Below are 15510 nucleotides of genomic sequence, written 5' to 3' on the forward strand. Positions count from 1 at the left end.
GTCTCCTCAGGGATTGGCGCGGTTGTACTCGTTCTGCTTGCCGTTGCGGTTCTCGACCGTGGCCCACCATGCCAGCCGGTCATTGTGGAAGCGGCGCTGGAAATGGCGGTCGTCCGGCTTGCCGGCGTACTCGCCCGCGATCCAGTGCGGGTGCTGGTCCACTTCGAGGCAGCCGGTCAGCAGCAGGGACGCGGCCAGCGCGCAGGCCTTGAGGATGCGGATGCAATGGGTCATGTCGGGAACCTCCCCGGATCGTTCTGGGAATCGTTGGCCTTCTGGTTCACGCGTGGCAGATTGCCCTTGTTCGTGATCTGGCCACCGCGCTTGGGCTTGCCGTAAGCGATTTTCCAGCCCCACAGTTCGGGACCGTAGCCGCGCGTTTCGACCCGCTGGCGATAGATGTCAGCAATGATGTTGGCTTCGCCACCCAGCAGCGCCTTGGTGCCGCACTGCTCGGCGCAGGCAGGCAGCTTGCCTTCGGCGATGCGGTTGCGGCCATACTTCTTGAATTCGGCTTCGGACGTGTCGGGCTCGGGACCGCCCGCGCAGAACGTGCACTTGTCCATCTTGCCGCGGTGGTTGAACAGGCCCGTTTCAGGAAACTGCGGCGCGCCGAACGGGCAGGCGTAGTAGCAGTAGCCGCAACCGATGCACTGGTCCTTGCTGTGCAACACGATGCCGTCTTCGGTGTGGTAGATGCAGTTGGTCGGGCACACCGCCAGGCACGGCGCATCGGTGCAGTGCATGCAGGCGACCGACACCGAACGCTCGCCCGGGATGCCGTCATTGATCGTCACCACGCGGCGCCGGTTGATGCCCCAGGCCAGTTCGTGCTCGTTCTTGCAGGCGGTCACGCAGCCGTTGCAGTCGATGCAACGCTCGGTGTCGCAAATGAATTTCATTCTTGCGCTCATCGTATTTCTCCTGATGGTCGCGTCAGGCCCGTACCACGCGGCACAGCGACACTTTGGTCTCCTGCATCATCGTCACGGCGTCGTAGCCGTACGTCCAGCCGGTATTGATTGCCTCGCCGCGCACGATCGGCGCGCCGCCTTCCGGGTAGTTGTCTTTCAGGTCGTCGCCCATCCACCAGCCGCCGAAGTGGAACGGCGCCCACACCAGGCCCACCGGCACGCGCTCGGTCACCATCGCCATCATCTTCATGCGCGCCCCGGTCGGGGTTTCGAGCCAGACGTACTCGCCGATCTTGGCGCCGATCTGGACCGCGTCGCTCGGGTTGATCTCGACGAACATGTTCTGCTGCAGTTCGGCCAGCCATGGATTCGAGCGTGTTTCCTCGCCCCCGCCCTCGTATTCGACCAGACGGCCGGACGTCATGATCAGCGGGAAGTCCTTGGAAAAATCGACGGCCTGCACCGACTTGTACAGCGTCGGCAGGCGCCAGTGGTTGGCCTTGTCGTCGTAGGTCGGGTATTGCGCGACCAGGTCGCGCCGCGGCGAGGCCAGCGGTTCACGGTGGACCGGCACCGGATCGGGGAAGTTCCAGACATTGCAGCGGGCGCGCGCATTGCCAAACGGCGCGCAGCCGTGCGCGATGACGACGCGGATAATGCCGCCGGACAGGTCGGTCTTCCAGTTCTTGCCTTCGGCCATGGCCTGTTCTTGCGGCGTGAGCTCGGCCCACCAGCCCAGCTTCTTCAGGAACACGTGGTCGAACTCGGGATAGCCAACGTCGAGTTCACTGTCCTTGTTGGCCGAACCGTCGGCCGCCAGCAGGCTCTCGCCATTGTGCTCGACGCCCCAGTTGGCCCGGAACGGCAGGCCGCCCTCGGCCACGCTCTTGCTCAGGTCATACAGGATCGGCGTGCCCGGATGCTTCATTTCGGGGGTGCCCCAGCACGGCCACGGCAGGCCGTAGTAATCGCCCTTGCACGGTCCCGAATCGGCGCGCAGCGTCGTCGGGTTGAACGTGTGCTTGTTTTCCATGTGCAGCTTGAGCCGCTCGGGCGAACAGCCCGAGTAGCCGATGGTCCAGCACGAGCGGTTGATTTCCCGCAGGATGTCCTCGACCACCGGCTCGTTGTGCACGACCTTGATGGTCTTGCACAGCTGGTCGGCAAAGCCCAGCTTGCGGGCGAACAGGTACATGATTTCGTGGTCGGTCTTGCACTCGAACAGCGGCATGATCACGCGTTCGCGCCACTGGATCGAGCGGTTCGACGCCGTGCACGAACCTTGCGTCTCGAACTGCGAGGCCGCCGGCAGCAGGTAGACGCCATCGGTGCGGCCATGCATCGCCGCCGTCATGCTCGGATACGGATCGATGACCACCATCATGTCGAGCTTTTGCATCGCCGCCTTCATGTCGGGCAGGCGGGTCTGGCTATTGGGCGCGTGGCCCCAGTAGAACACCGCGCGCAGATTGCTCGGCTGGTCGATGAACTGGTTCTGCTCGTTGACGGCGTCGAACCAGCGCGACACCGTGATGCCGGGCTTTTCCATCAGCTCTTTCGAGCCGAAGCGCGATTTGATCCACTCGTAGTCGACGCCCCAGACCTCGGCAAAGTGCTTCCAGGCGCCCTCGGCCAGGCCGTAATAGCCAGGCAGCGAATCGCCGTTCGGGCCCACGTCGGTGGCGCCCTGCACATTGTCGTGGCCGCGATAGATATTGGCCCCGCCACCCGGGACACCGATATTGCCCAGCGCCAGTTGCAGGATCGAGAGTGCGCGCACATTGGCGGTACCCACGTGGTGCTGGGTAATGCCCATGCACCAGACCACCGATGACGGGCGGTTGAGGGCAAGCATTTCAGCCGTCAGGCGCACCGCCGACTCGGGCACGCCGGTGATGTCCGACACCTTGTCCGGCGTCCATTTGGCCACTTCCTTGCGCACTTCGTCCATGCCGGTCGTGCGCTCGCTGATGTATTTCTTGTCTTCCCAGCCGTTTTCGAAGATGTGCCACAGGATGCCCCAGACCAGCGGGATATCGGTGCCCGGCCGCACCCGCACGTAATGGTGAGCAAAGCGCGCCGTGCGCGTGAAACGCGGATCGATGACGATCATCTTGGCGCCCAGTTCCTTGGCATGCAGGAAGTGCAGCATCGAGATCGGGTGCGCCTCGGCCGGATTGGAGCCGATGAACAGGACGGCCTTGCTGTGGTGCAGGTCGTTGAACGAGTTGGTCATCGCCCCGTAGCCGAAGGTCTGGGCCACGCCGGCCACCGTCGTCGAGTGGCAGATGCGCGCCTGGTGATCGCAGTTGTTCGAGCCCCAGAAGGCCATGAACTTGCGCAGCAGGTAGGCTTGCTCGTTATTGTGTTTCGAACTGCCGATGAGCATCAGCGCATCGGGCCCGGCTTCCTCGCGCAGTTTGAGGAGCTTGTCGCCGATTTCGTTGATGGCCTGGTCCCACGACATGCGCACATATTTGCCATTGACCAGCTTCATCGGATAGCGCAGGCGATGCTCGCCAAAGGCATGCTCGCGGACCGAGGCGCCCTTGGCGCAGTGGGCGCCCATATTGATCGGCGAATCGAAGGCGGCTTCCTGGCGTACCCAGACGCCGTTGGCCACCACGGCGTCGACCGAGCAGCCGACCGAGCAGTGGCTGCACACCGTGCGCTTGACTTCGGTTGGCACGGGCGTATTGGGCAGCGGATCGGCTTGCGCCTGCTCGATGACGCCCAGGGGCAGATGGCGCCCCAGTGCGCCGGCGCCGGCAATGACGCCGGCACCAGCGAGGAAGCGGCGCCGTTTCAGGGCGCTGTCGCGCGTTGACTTGACCAGGGACATGGGGTGTTCCTATTGGATAGTGGGTCGTCGCTACCAGTAGGCAGCCGTCTGATAGTAGCGACGGATGTGCTCCGTCTCGTGGTAGCCGCGCTTTTCCGCAGGGTCGGCCGCAACCGGCGCGACCTCGGGCGCGGCGGCGGTCGCCGCGCCAGCCACCACCAGCGCGCCCAGTGGCGCGGCTTTCAGGAAGCTGCGCCGCGCCGGGTCGGGCAGCACGGCAGGCTGTTCTTTATCGTCCATGATTGTTCTGGGCATTGACTTGTTCTCCTACTTCAAAGGCTTGCGCCTCGATGGCCAGGAAGGCAGCGCCAAGGCGCGCTACCAGGCGGTAATAGTTGGCGCCTTCGGCGGCGGCGATATCGTCCAGTGCACGTTCGCACCATGGCGCGATATGGCGCTCGAAAAAGTGTTGTTGCTGCTCGATCGATGCGCGCGCGCTGCCCGGCATGCCCAGGATCAGCACACGCATGGTCTCGCACAGCGCGCCCAGGTGATCTTCGAACTCGCCGACGCCACGCGCACGGCGCAAACCCAGACGCGCCAGGTCGGCGCGCAGTTCGGCCAGCGGCGTGTCATTCATGAAGCCGGCGATGTAGCGCGAACCGTATGGATCCACCGGCGGCGTGCCGATGCTGATGAACAGTGTGTCGAACTCGGCGGCGACAGCGCTCGCGTCCATCACGCTCGACGCCAGGGTCAGGTGCTCCCAGCAGCGCTCGAGTGCAGGGTCGCCGCCCTGTGCGACGATCGGGGTGCTGCTGGCAAGGGCATCGAGCAGCGCCGTGTCGGGCGGTGCGAGCAACAGGCGCGCCAGAAGGGCGTACAGATCGGCCCGGGCCTGGTCATCTGGGCTGGGCGGCGCGTGGAGCGCGTGGCTGGCAGGGAGCTGGATGGCATGCATTGCAGGGTCGGTCGCCTGTAATTACGAGTAAGTCGCGGTACAAGGTGTAACTGAACGTTACCGGCAGTTTAGTTGTCGGGAAATTATCGGGGCGCACAATTGAGAATATCAATCTCCGTCCGCGAGAATGTGCTGGCCACAGCACATGGCAGATCCGTAAAAGTCAGCCGCCCCTTCCGTGCGCGAGCCGGGTCGGCTTATACTTTTATAAAATATTCAACACAGGAGGCGCTGCTTGACCATCGATGACCTCACCGTGCACGCCGTGCCCGGCTGCCGGCCGGCGCTGTCCGATGCGCGCGCGGTCCTTACCCGCGACATACTGTCGGTCGATGAACGCGGGCGCCGCAAGGTGCTGGCGATTCCCGCCGAGCGCCCCCTGACGGTATATGTCGACAAGCGCGAACTCGTCACCCTGATGACGCTGGGCAGCGCGCCCGAAATGCTTACGCTTGGCTATCTGCGCAACCAGCGCCTGGTGCGCAAGCTGGCCGACATCGTCTCGATCCAGGTCGACTGGTCGGTCGACGCGGTGGCCGTCGTCACCCGCAGCGGCATTGCCGACATCGAACAGCGCACCGCAAAAAAAGTCGTCACGACCGGTTGCGGCCAGGGCTCGGTGTTCGGCGGCCTGATGGATGAAGTGGACAGCATCGTGCTGCCGCCGGATGCCCGCCTGACCCAGTCGAGCGTGTACCGCATCGTCGAGACCATCCGCACCCAGCAGTCGGTCTACAAGCAGGCTGGCTCGGTGCACGGCTGCGCACTGTTTACACGCGATGGCGAGTTGCTGTACTTCGTCGAGGACGTGGGCCGCCACAATGCGGTGGACGCGATCGCCGGCCTGATGTGGCTGGACGGCGTGGATGGCGCCGACAAGATTTTTTATACCACTGGCCGCCTGACGTCCGAAATGGTGATCAAGGGCGCCCAGATGGGCATCCCGTTCCTGCTGTCGCGTTCGGGCACTACGCAGATGGGCCAGATGGTGGCCGGGCGGGTCGGCATGAGCCTGCTGACACGCTGCAGCGGCCGTCACTTCCTGCTGGTGGCGGGCCACGAGCGGCTGGTATTCGAGCCGCACCTGCTGGATATGCCACAGGTGCGGCCGGCCGGCGAGCCTGTCACCTGAATGGGCCTGCTCGAGGCGACGAGCGGCGCCTTCGCGTTGCTGCTGCGCGGCGATGCGGCGCTGTGGCATATCGTGTGGGTCTCGGTCAAGACCACGTTGTCGGGCCTGATCCTGGCCACGCCCCCGGCCGTCGTGCTCGGTTACTTGATCGCGATGCACAGGTTTCCGGGGCGGCGCATCGCCGTCTGGCTGGCGCAGGCCGCGTTGTCGCTGCCCACGGTGCTCATCGGCCTGCTGCTCTACCTGATGCTGTCGCGGCGCGGCCCGCTGGGCGATCTGGGATGGCTGTTCTCGCAGCCGGGGATCGTCGCCGGCCAGTGCCTGATCGGCCTGCCGGTGCTGCTGGCGTTCACGCTGGCGGCCGTGCAGGCGCTCGATCCGCGCTATGCCGAAACCGCACTGGCCCACGGCGCCTCGCGCCTGCGCGTGATGTTTTCGGTCCTGCATGAAGCCCGCTACGGCGTGATGGCGGCCGTGATCAGCGGCTTCGGGCGCGTGATCTCGGAAGTGGGTTGCGCGCTGATGGTTGGGGGCAATATCGAAGGCCATACCCGCACCATCACGACCGCCATCGCCCTCGAGACCAGCAAGGGGGATTTTGCCCAGGGCATCGCGCTGGGCATCGTGCTGGTCACGCTGGCGCTGGCAATGAACGGCGTGCTCGTGCTGTTGCAGGGCGACGCGCACAATCCGGGAGCGCGCCTGTGACGCCGCTCCTGTCCGTGCACGCGCTGCACAAGCGCCATGGCGAGCGCCTGCTGTTCGATATCGGACGCCTCGACATCGCAGCCGGCGCTGCCTACGTGCTGACCGGCGCCAACGGATCGGGCAAGAGCACGCTGCTGCGCATGCTCGGTGGCCTGGAACGCAGCGCTGCCTGCAGCGTCGAGTTCGATGGCCTGCACCTGCCGCTCTCCCCTTACCCGCGGCAATTGCGGAATGCGATCGTCTACGTGCACCAGCATCCGATCATGTTTTCCACCAGCGTGGCCCACAATATCGCCTATGGCCTGCTGGCGCGCGGCGGCGACCGGCGTCTGCTGCATGATTTGGTCGACGAAGCGATGGACTGGGCCGGCGTGACCCACCTGCGCGACAACGATCCGGCGCGCCTGTCCGGCGGCGAAAAGCAGCGCGTGGCGCTGGCGCGCGCCCGCGTGCTGCAGCCACGCCTGCTGCTGCTCGACGAGCCGACTGCGAACCTCGATGGCGCGGCGCGCGAACAGGTCATCGCCCTGATCCCGACCCTGATCGACCAGGGCGCCAGCGTGATCGTGGCCTGCCATGACCGCGATCTGATCAACCTGCCCGGCGTGCAGCGCCTGAAGCTGCGCGACGGGCGCCTCGAAGCAAGATAATCCCAACCACCACCTGGAGAACCTCATGAAACGCCGCGTCGTCCTCGCCCTCGTGCTCATCCCCACCCTCGCCAGCTCCGCTGCCATGGCGCAGGACGTGATTCGCCTGTCGACCACCACCAGCACCGAAAACTCGGGCCTGCTCAAGCAGGTGCTGCCGGCCTTCGAGGCCGCCACCGGCGCCCGCGTGCAGGTCATCGCGGTCGGCACCGGCAAGGCCCTTGAGCTGGCCAAGAACGGCGACGTTGACGTGGCACTGGTCCATGCCCGCACGCTGGAAGACAAGTTTGTTGCCGAAGGCTGGGGCGTGGACCGGCGCGACGTCATGTACAACGACTTCATCGTGGTGGGACCGGAGGCCGATCCGGCGCGCATCAAGGGCTCGAAAGACGTGATCGACGCCTTCAGGCGCATCACTGCTGCCAACGTGCGCTTCATCTCGCGCGGCGACAATTCGGGAACCGACGTGATGGAGAAAGCCTACTGGCAGCAGGCGGGGGCCAAACCGCAGGGAAGCAACTACGTGTCGGCCGGGCTGGGCATGGGCGAAGTGCTCAATATGGCCGCCGAGATGCGGGCCTACACGCTGACCGACCGCGCCACTTACGGCGCGTACAAGGCCAGGACGGGCCTGGCGGTCGTGGTCGAAGGCGACAAGCGGATGTACAACCCGTACGGGATCATCGCAGTCAACCCTGCGAAGCACCCGGGCGTGAACTACAAGGGCGCGCAGCAGCTGATCGAATGGATCACGTCGCCGCAAGGGCAGCGTCAGATCACGGGGTTCAAGCCAGCGGGCGAGCAGTTGTTCTTTCCGCCAGCGCGCTGACAGCGGTGTGGCCAGTACCGCACGAGAGCTCGCGGGCTCCCGTGCGGTACTGGCCTTGCCGGTGTCAGAAGGTGCTGCTGGCCGCGCCGTGGGCCGGATCGACGTCGATCCCGCCGTGGTGTTCCAGAATGGCGGCAGCCCGTTCGAGCTGGAAGGCTTCTGCCACGGTCACCGTCATCATGCACAGGTCACCGCGAACGGCGGGCTTGAAGACGTCCTCGTAGTCGGTGCCGCCTTTGACAGCGGGCGAGTCGCCCACATAGAAATTGCTTTCGGCAGGACCGGCCTCGTCGGTGGTGACATTGACGTTAATGCCGTCACCGTCGAAGCCCTCGGCCAGCAAGCCATTGCGGGCTGCCTCGGTCGCTTCGAAGTTGGGCAGCATGCGAACGATATGGTGATTCATGTTATCTCCTTGTTTCATTTACAACCACCGTACCAGAATCTCGTGGTGCACGGCGCAGGCCACTGACAGTCTGTGACACGCTTGTCGCCAAGCCCAATCCAAGTCAATTGCCACGCGGCAAACGAACGCCGGGAACGCGAAACCGTGGTGTATGCTCAATGCAATGCACGCAGATACCTGCGCGGCTTCACCAGACCGACGGCGTCGCAGGCGCTCCCGCATCGGTGAAGCTCGAGAACGGCGTACTGCTACTGACCCTGCAAAAAGCAGGCTGACAAAGCACGTCGTCTGACCATTTACTGCGCAACGGGCCTTGCCCGAATCGCGTGATGGTTCGCCGGAACGCACTGCAACGCATGACTGCGAAGCGGTGCGTTTTTTTATGCGTGCAAGTGACGCTGCAAAGCGACGCTGCAAAGCACGATGAATCGTCAGTAACAGACCAGTGATGGACCGACTATGCCGCGGCACCGCCCGGGCAACAAGGTCCATCACGACACAGTACAACTAACCGAGAGGAGTCGACATGAACGAATCGAACGATCAGGGAAACAACGCAGGTAAATGGATTGGCGCCGCAGTGGCTGGCGCCCTGCTGATGTATGCCTTTGACCCCGACCGCGGCCCGAAACGCCGTGCACGCGCCAAGGGCGCACTGCGCGACGCGCGTCACCGCGGCGCCGATAAACTCGAACACGCGCTGCACACTGCCGGCGAGCGCTTCGATTCGGCGCGCGAGCGTGCCGAATCGGTCTACCTGCGCGCCGGCGCGCGCCTGGCTGGCGCCGCCCACGCTGCCGGTGACCGCCTGGCCGAGGCGTCGCACGAAACGCGCGACCGCCTCGAACGCGCGCGCGGCCGCCTGGCTGAAGCCTCGTACGATGCGCGCGACCGCGCCTCGCACGCTGCGGACTACGCCCGTGACCGTGTTTCGCACGCCGCCGACACCGCGCGTGACCGCGTGTCGCACGCTGCCGACTCGGCCCGCAGCACCGCCGCCCGCGCTGCTGACGATGCACGCGATTACGCGGACGACGTCCGCTCGCGCGCGCACCACGTCGCCAACGATGCCCGCGACCGCGCCAGCTATGCTGCCGACAAGGCGCGCAGCAGCGCCAATGACGTTGCCGACAAGGCCCGCAGCAGCGCCGATGACGCCGCCGACCGCGCACGCGAACGCGCCGACATCGCCCGTGAAAACCTGGCGCATGCCGCGCACAGCGCCGGCAACGGCGCCCGTGCCCGCGCCAACGAGGTGGGCAATCAGGTACGCGAATGGACCGATCACCTGACGCAGGCCTTCGGCTCGCGCGGCCCGACGCTGACCAACTCGGCGCTGCTGGGCACCAGCGCGCTGAGCATCGTCGGCCTGGCGCGCCGTTCGCCGGCCGTTGCCCTGCTGGGTCTGGGCGCGCTCGCAGTGCTGCTGCGCAGCGACCGTGGCCGCAATCTGGTCGATTCGCTGCGTCACCGCGGCGACGCAAGCCGGGTCGAGGTCGAGAACAGCGTCTTCATCGACGCCTCGCCTCGCGAAGTGTTCGATGCCTGGGCCGACGTGGAAAACTTCCCGCGCTTCATGTCGCACGTGACCGAAGTACGTGACCTCGGCCACCGCCGTTCGCACTGGGTCGTGCGCGGCCCGGCCGGCATGGAATACGCATGGAATGCAGTCATGACCGAGCAGTCGCGTCCGGATCGCCTGTCGTGGCGCAGCGAGCCGGGCTCGGAAATCGAACAGGACGGCAGCGTCACGTTCGAGTCGGTCAATGGCGGCACGCGCGCAACGGTGCGCATCAGCTATGCGCCACCAGCAGGCGTATTGGGCCACGGCGTGGCGCGCATGCTGGGCGTCGATCCGCAGCGTCAGATGGATGACGACCTGGCGGAGATGAAAGCGTTCATCGAACGCGGTGGTGCGCGTGGTGGAAACCGTCGCTGATCTGTGCTGGCTTGCCCTACTGTAGGGTGGGCGGGTATCCCGCCCACGCGTTCAATTCCCTCTTGCACCCCATTGAGGCGGCGCAGGTTGAACGCGTGGAGGGCATATAGCCGTCCACCCTACGCAGTTTAGGCAGGCGCGACGGCGCAAGACCATGAATGGCCCCCAAGCGGGGCCATTCGTTCGTCCGGGCAGCGCTCAATCCGGAATGATCGCCGTAATCTCGATCTCCACGCGCGCGCGGTCTTCCATCAGGCCCGCCACCTGCACGGCCGTCATGGCCGGATAATGGCGCCCGATGACGTCGCGGTAGGCTGCGCCCAGCGCCGGCCCGGCATCGAGATATTCGCGCTTGTCGAGTACATACCAGGTCATGCGCACGATGTGCTCGGGGCCGGCGCCCGCTTCCTGCAGCACAGCCACGATATTGGCCAGCGCCTGGCGCGACTGCCCGACGAAATCGTCGGTCTCGAACCGGCCTGCCGGCGTCCAGCCGACCATCCCGCTGACATGCACCTGCCGGCCACGCGCGACAACGCCATTGGCATACCCTTTCGGGCGCGGCCAGCCAGGCGGTTGCAAGAATTCCATCAAATCTCCGGGCATGTGGCCTCAGTGTTGCGGCGCGAGCAGTTCGCGCGCGATGATCAGGAGCTGCACTTCGCTGGCTCCCTCGTAGATGCGCAGCGCGCGGATCTCGCGGTACAGCCCTTCGACGATCTGGCCCCGTTGCACGCCCTGCCCGCCAAACAGCTGCACCGCGCCGTCGATCACGCGCTGCGCCGATTCGGTTGCGGCCAGCTTGGCCATCGCCGCTTCTTTTGTCACGCGTTTGCCGCTGTCGCGCAGCCACGCCGCGCGGTAGGTCAGCAGCGCGGCGGCGTCGATCTCCAGCGCCATCTGCGCCAGCCGGGCCTGCGTGAGCTGGAAGTCGGCCAGCAGCTTGCCGAACATCGGGCGCGCCTGCGCATGCGCCAGTGCTTCGGCCATGGCGCGCCGCGCAAAGCCCAGCGCCGCTGCCGCCACCGACGTGCGAAACACGTCAAGCGTGGCCATCGCGATCTTGAAACCATCGCCTTCGACGCCGACCACGCAGGCGGCTGGCACCCGGCAACCGTTGAAGCAGAGGCGCGCCAGCGGATGCGGCGCGATCACGTCGATGCGCTCGGCGACCTCGAGGCCAGGCGTGGTCGCATCGACAATGAAGGCCGAGATGCCACGCGCGCTGCGTTTGGCCGCTTCGCCCGTGCGCGCGAACACGACGTAGAAGTCGGCGATGCCGCCATTCGAAATCCACGTCTTTTCACCATCGAGCACCCAGGCATCGCCGTCGCGGCGCGCCGCGCATTGCAGGGCGGCGACGTCGGAGCCGGCCGCGGGTTCGGACAGCGCGAAGGCGGCGATCGCGCTGCCGTCGGCCACGCGCGGCAGCCAGGTGCAGCGCTGCGCAGCGCTGCCGAACAGCGAGATCGCGCCGCTGCCCAGGCCCTGCATCGCGAACGCAAAATCGGCCAGGCCGGCATGGCGCGCCAGCGTTTCGCGGATCAGGCAAATGGCGCGGGTGTCGATCACGGCCTGTGCGCCGCCATGCCCGACGCCAGCCACGGCGTGGCGCAGCCATCCGTCCTGCCCCAGGCGCGCGACCAGTGCGCGGCAGACGGCGTCGACATCGGCCCCGTGCGCATCGGCCAGGTTCGCGGCGGCCCAGGCGTCGAGTTCACGCGCCAGCACGCCGTGGTGCGCATCGAAAAATGGCCAGTCGAGAACATCGGGTTCCATCAATTGCCTTCGAACTGCGGCCGCTGTTTGCCCACGAACGCCTGGTAGGCGCGCTGGAAATCCTGCGTCATCATGCAGATGGCCTGCGCCTGCGCTTCGGCCTCGATGGCTTCATCGACGCCCATATTCCACTCCTGCTGCAGCATCTTCTTGGTCATGCCATGCGCGAATGTCGGGCCAGCGGCCAGCTGTGCGGCAAACGCCTGTGCCTCTGCGAGCACCTCGCCCGGTGCGGACAAGCGATTGAAGAAGCCCCAGCGCTCGCCTTCTTCGCCATCCATCGAGCGCCCGGTGTAGAGCAGTTCGGCCGCGCGCCCCTGGCCGATCACGCGCGGCAGCAAGGCGCAGGCGCCCATGTCGCAGCCGGCCAGACCCACGCGCGTAAACAGAAAAGCCGTGCGGCTGCGCGCCGTGGCGTAGCGGATGTCCGAGGCCAGCGCCAGGATGGCACCGGCGCCGGCGCACACGCCGTCCACCGCCGCGACGACCGGCTGCGGACAGGCGCGCATCGCTTTCACGAGGTCGCCCGTCATGCGCGTGAAGGCCAGCAGGCCCGGCATGTCCAGTTGCGTCAGCGGCCCGATGATCTCGTGCACGTCGCCGCCCGAACAGAAGTTTTCGCCCGCGCCGGTGAGCACGACCGCCTTGACGTCGTCGACATATGCCAGCGCGCGAAACAGGTCGCGCAGCTCGGCGTAGGCGGCGAACGTGAGCGGGTTCTTGCGCTCGGGCCGGTCGAGCGTCACGGTCGCCACCCGCGTCGCGGGATCCAGCGCCAAGCCGACATGCTGCGCCGCGTAGCCGGTCAGGTCCGTTCGATTGCCCGCTAAATCATGCATACAGTGCTCCTGATGACGCATTAAAAATGGACGATCCCGTCACGTAGCTGGCCGCCCGCGCGCCAGAGTGCGTTCGAGTTGCTGCTTGCCGGGCGCGTACTGGCGTGGCCACGCGGCGCCAGTGTAGCCGATGCGCGCCGCCTCGTTCAGCGTCCACGCGGGATTGGCCAGGTGCGGGCGCCCCACTGCGCACAGGTCGGCGCGGCCGGCGGCGATGATGCTGTTGACGTGATCGGCTTCGCTGATGCCACCGACGGCGATCGTCGCGATGCCGGCCTCGTTGCGGATGCGGTCCGAAAACGGTGTTTGGTACATGCGGCCGTACACCGGTTGCTCGGCCTTGCTGACCTGCCCCGACGAACAGTCGATCATGTCGGCGCCGGCGGCGCGCAGCAGCCGCGCGATCTCCACGGCGTCCATCGGGGTGATGCCACCATCGACCCAGTCGTGGCTCGAGATGCGCACGCTGATCGGCAGGTGCGCCGGCCAGGCCGCGCGCACGGCGCCAAACACGCGCAGCGGAAAGCGGCAGCGGTTTTCGAGACTGCCGCCGTAAGCATCAAGGCGCCGGTTGGTCAGCGGCGAAATAAAACTCGAGAGCAGATAACCATGCGCGCAATGCAGTTCGAGCCAGTCGAAGCCCGCCTCGCTCGCGGCCAGCGTGGCGCGCACGAAATCGGCTTCGATCTGCGCCATGTCGGCCTCGCTCGCCTCGCGCGCCACCTGCGACACCCCGGCCAGGTATTGCTGGGGTGACGCCGCCACGAGCGGCCAGTTGCCCCGCGCGAGCGGCTGGTCGATGCCTTCCCACATCGGCCGGGTCGAGCCCTTGGCGCCCGCGTGCCCCAGCTGGATGCCGATCTTCGCGTCGCTCGCTGCGTGCACGAAGTCGACGATCCGGGCCCAGGCCTGCGTGTGTTCTGGCAGGTACAGCCCCGGGCAGCGCGGGGTGATGCGCGCGTCGGCCGACACGCAGGTCATCTCGGCGATCACCAGGCCGGCCCCGCCCAGCGCGCGTGCGCCCAGATGGGCCAGGTGATAGTCGCCCGCCACGCCATCGATGCACGCGTACTGCGCCATCGGCGAGACGACCACGCGGTTCTTGAGCAGCACGTCGCGCACCCGCAATGGCGTAAACATCGGCGGCGTGGACGTCGTTGGCGCGGCCACGCCGGCCTGCGCTGCCGCCTGCACGGCAAAGCGGCGCTCGAAGCCTTCTATATAGGCAGGGTCGCGCAGGCGCAGGTTTTCGTGCGACAGGCGCTGGCTGCGCGTGAGCAGCGAGTAGGCGAACGTTTCGGGTGGCATGGCGCTGTAGCGAGCCACGTTCTCGAACCACTCGGTCGAATTGCGCGCCGCGCTTTGCAGCTTGCTCACTTCGGTCACGCGCGCGGCCTGGTAGCGTGCCAGCGCGGCCTCGATGCCACCATTCGGCTCGGCCGGCAGTTCGGCGGCCAGCGCGATGGCGTCTTCCAGCGCCAGCTTGGTGCCCGAGCCGATGGAGAAATGCGCCGTGTGCGCGGCGTCGCCCAGCAGCACCAGCGGCACGCGCCGGCCGTCGACGTCGAGCGCGCCGACCCACTCGCGGCAGGTCAAACGCGCAAAGCGATGCCACATGGCGGCGCCGCCACGGCTGGCCTGCGTCAGGAGCGGCGCGCCGCCAAGAAGACTGGCGAACAGGCGCTCGCAAAACGCCAGCGTGCTTGCGGCGTCCATGTCAGCCAGGCCGCTGGCGCGCCAGGTCGACTCCAGTGTCTCGACGATGAAGGTCGCGTTCTGCTCATCGTATTGGTAGGCGTGGGCCTGGAACCAGCCATGCTCGGTCGGCTCGAACGCGAACGTGAACGCGGCGAAGCGGCGCCGGGTGCCAAGCCAGACGTAGCGGCAGCGCCCCTCATGCACGTCAGGCTGGAACACGGCGGCATGGCGCGTACGGATCGCGCTGTGCACGCCGTCAGCGGCCACCACCAGATCGGCGCCATGGCGGCGCGCCAGCGCCACCTCGTCCGTCACGTCGGTGTCGAACACGAGCGCCACGCCCGCTTCTTCGCAGCGCGCCTGCAGGATGCCGAGCAGGCGTTTGCGCGCGATGCCGCAAAAACCATGGCCATGCGAGGTGACGGTGGCGCCGCCAATCTGCACGTCGATTGCATCCCAGCGGTTGAACGCGCGTTCGATGGCGCGCGCGCTGGGCGCATCGGCCAACGCCAGATTGCCCAGTGTCTGGTCCGAAAAGACGACGCCCCAGCCGAACGTATCGCCGGCCCGGTGGCGCTCGACGACCGTGACGCTGCGGCGCGGATCGCGCAGTTTCATGAGCAGACCGGCGTACAGACCGGCCGGCCCGCCACCGACGCAGACGATGTTCATGGTCTCTCCTGATACCGACATGGGCCTATCTTACCTGCGCCGATGCTTGACATGTCAACAAGGCGTCGCGCACACGCGACTCATTCGCTGTGGATAAGCCAATTTTTAGTACAATCAGGAAACGTTACGCCTGTATTCCCGCCATCTGTCGCGGGTCCGATCGATCAACCGTCCGCCACACATGTTCTACATCGCCCGCCA

Annotated in this window: 15 protein-coding genes; 5 read left to right on the forward strand and 10 right to left on the reverse strand. The window is 66.3% G+C overall.

Annotated elements, in window-relative coordinates:
- Positions 1–6: 6 nt before the first annotated feature.
- From ACZ0AJ_RS10590 to ACZ0AJ_RS10610, 5 genes are read right to left on the reverse strand one after another with little or no spacing between them, the layout of a single operon-like run.
- Complete coding sequence (locus ACZ0AJ_RS10590) at positions 7–234, reverse strand: hypothetical protein (RefSeq protein WP_499454394.1); 228 nt, start codon at positions 232–234, stop codon at positions 7–9.
- Entirely contained in the window at positions 231–902 is a 672-nt protein-coding gene (gene fdh3B / locus ACZ0AJ_RS10595) for a formate dehydrogenase FDH3 subunit beta (RefSeq protein WP_258834616.1), read from the reverse strand. Before fdh3B ends, ACZ0AJ_RS10590 begins: the two co-directional genes overlap by 4 nt.
- Positions 903–936: 34 nt before the next feature.
- On the reverse strand, positions 937–3756 hold the full coding sequence (locus tag ACZ0AJ_RS10600; RefSeq protein ID WP_499454762.1) for a formate dehydrogenase subunit alpha: 2820 nt from the start codon (positions 3754–3756) through the stop codon (positions 937–939).
- A gap of 30 nt (positions 3757–3786) precedes the next feature.
- The gene (locus tag ACZ0AJ_RS10605) at positions 3787–3996 is read right to left on the reverse strand and encodes a formate dehydrogenase (protein WP_258834618.1); all 210 of its coding nucleotides are present in this window, start codon (positions 3994–3996) and stop codon (positions 3787–3789) included.
- Positions 3986–4657 (reverse strand): TorD/DmsD family molecular chaperone, encoded by a 672-nt coding sequence (locus ACZ0AJ_RS10610; protein WP_499454397.1) that lies wholly within the window; start codon positions 4655–4657, stop codon positions 3986–3988. Before ACZ0AJ_RS10610 ends, ACZ0AJ_RS10605 begins: the two co-directional genes overlap by 11 nt.
- 235 nt (positions 4658–4892) lie before the next feature.
- Here ACZ0AJ_RS10610 and ACZ0AJ_RS10615 point away from each other — a divergent pair, with 235 nt between their 5' ends.
- From ACZ0AJ_RS10615 to ACZ0AJ_RS10630, 4 genes are read left to right on the forward strand one after another with little or no spacing between them, the layout of a single operon-like run.
- Positions 4893–5789, forward strand: coding sequence for a formate dehydrogenase accessory sulfurtransferase FdhD (locus ACZ0AJ_RS10615; RefSeq protein WP_499454398.1), 897 nt, complete (start codon positions 4893–4895; stop codon positions 5787–5789).
- Positions 5790–6497, forward strand: coding sequence for an ABC transporter permease (locus ACZ0AJ_RS10620; protein WP_499454400.1), 708 nt, complete (start codon positions 5790–5792; stop codon positions 6495–6497).
- Complete coding sequence (locus ACZ0AJ_RS10625) at positions 6494–7147, forward strand: energy-coupling factor ABC transporter ATP-binding protein (RefSeq protein ID WP_499454402.1); 654 nt, start codon at positions 6494–6496, stop codon at positions 7145–7147. Before ACZ0AJ_RS10620 ends, ACZ0AJ_RS10625 begins: the two co-directional genes overlap by 4 nt.
- 25 nt (positions 7148–7172) lie before the next feature.
- Positions 7173–7976 (forward strand): ABC transporter substrate-binding protein, encoded by an 804-nt coding sequence (locus ACZ0AJ_RS10630; protein WP_499454403.1) that lies wholly within the window; start codon positions 7173–7175, stop codon positions 7974–7976.
- A 64-nt stretch (positions 7977–8040) separates the two neighbouring features.
- Here ACZ0AJ_RS10630 and ACZ0AJ_RS10635 read toward each other — a convergent pair whose 3' ends face one another.
- A complete protein-coding gene (locus ACZ0AJ_RS10635; RefSeq protein WP_499454405.1) occupies positions 8041–8382 on the reverse strand; it encodes a hypothetical protein in 342 nt (113 codons plus the stop codon).
- Between the two features lie 526 nt (positions 8383–8908).
- Between ACZ0AJ_RS10635 and ACZ0AJ_RS10640 the strand changes: the two genes are divergently transcribed.
- Positions 8909–10321: an SRPBCC family protein gene (locus ACZ0AJ_RS10640; RefSeq protein WP_499454407.1), complete on the forward strand. Its 1413-nt coding sequence runs from the start codon at positions 8909–8911 to the stop codon at positions 10319–10321.
- 198 nt (positions 10322–10519) lie between these two features.
- Here the strand turns inward: ACZ0AJ_RS10640 and ACZ0AJ_RS10645 are convergent, their stop codons facing one another.
- From ACZ0AJ_RS10645 to ACZ0AJ_RS10660, 4 genes are read right to left on the reverse strand one after another with little or no spacing between them, the layout of a single operon-like run.
- Positions 10520–10912, reverse strand: a complete 393-nt coding sequence (locus ACZ0AJ_RS10645; RefSeq protein ID WP_499454409.1) for a RidA family protein — start codon at positions 10910–10912, stop codon at positions 10520–10522.
- Positions 10913–10933: 21 nt separating this feature from the next.
- The gene (locus tag ACZ0AJ_RS10650; RefSeq protein WP_499454410.1) at positions 10934–12100 is read right to left on the reverse strand and encodes an acyl-CoA dehydrogenase family protein; all 1167 of its coding nucleotides are present in this window, start codon (positions 12098–12100) and stop codon (positions 10934–10936) included.
- The gene (locus tag ACZ0AJ_RS10655) at positions 12100–12939 is read right to left on the reverse strand and encodes an enoyl-CoA hydratase family protein (RefSeq protein WP_499454767.1); all 840 of its coding nucleotides are present in this window, start codon (positions 12937–12939) and stop codon (positions 12100–12102) included. Before ACZ0AJ_RS10655 ends, ACZ0AJ_RS10650 begins: the two co-directional genes overlap by 1 nt.
- A gap of 39 nt (positions 12940–12978) precedes the next feature.
- A complete protein-coding gene (locus tag ACZ0AJ_RS10660) occupies positions 12979–15309 on the reverse strand; it encodes a bifunctional salicylyl-CoA 5-hydroxylase/oxidoreductase (protein ID WP_499454411.1) in 2331 nt (776 codons plus the stop codon).
- Positions 15310–15510: the final 201 nt, after the last annotated feature.

The organism is Telluria sp. AC161, from assembly GCF_979258535.1.

Coding starts and splice junctions, on each gene's coding strand:
- ACZ0AJ_RS10590 (WP_499454394.1), bottom strand. CDS start 234: ATGACCCATTGCATCCGCATCCTCAAGGCCTGCGCGCTGGCCGCGTCC.
- fdh3B (WP_258834616.1), bottom strand. CDS start 902: ATGAAATTCATTTGCGACACCGAGCGTTGCATCGACTGCAACGGCTGC.
- ACZ0AJ_RS10600 (WP_499454762.1), bottom strand. CDS start 3,756: ATGTCCCTGGTCAAGTCAACGCGCGACAGCGCCCTGAAACGGCGCCGC.
- ACZ0AJ_RS10605 (WP_258834618.1), bottom strand. CDS start 3,996: ATGGACGATAAAGAACAGCCTGCCGTGCTGCCCGACCCGGCGCGGCGC.
- ACZ0AJ_RS10610 (WP_499454397.1), bottom strand. CDS start 4,657: ATGCATGCCATCCAGCTCCCTGCCAGCCACGCGCTCCACGCGCCGCCC.
- ACZ0AJ_RS10620 (WP_499454400.1), top strand. CDS start 5,790: ATGGGCCTGCTCGAGGCGACGAGCGGCGCCTTCGCGTTGCTGCTGCGC.
- ACZ0AJ_RS10630 (WP_499454403.1), top strand. CDS start 7,173: ATGAAACGCCGCGTCGTCCTCGCCCTCGTGCTCATCCCCACCCTCGCC.
- ACZ0AJ_RS10635 (WP_499454405.1), bottom strand. CDS start 8,382: ATGAATCACCATATCGTTCGCATGCTGCCCAACTTCGAAGCGACCGAG.
- ACZ0AJ_RS10640 (WP_499454407.1), top strand. CDS start 8,909: ATGAACGAATCGAACGATCAGGGAAACAACGCAGGTAAATGGATTGGC.
- ACZ0AJ_RS10645 (WP_499454409.1), bottom strand. CDS start 10,912: ATGGAATTCTTGCAACCGCCTGGCTGGCCGCGCCCGAAAGGGTATGCC.
- ACZ0AJ_RS10650 (WP_499454410.1), bottom strand. CDS start 12,100: ATGGAACCCGATGTTCTCGACTGGCCATTTTTCGATGCGCACCACGGC.
- ACZ0AJ_RS10655 (WP_499454767.1), bottom strand. CDS start 12,939: ATGCATGATTTAGCGGGCAATCGAACGGACCTGACCGGCTACGCGGCG.
- ACZ0AJ_RS10660 (WP_499454411.1), bottom strand. CDS start 15,309: ATGAACATCGTCTGCGTCGGTGGCGGGCCGGCCGGTCTGTACGCCGGT.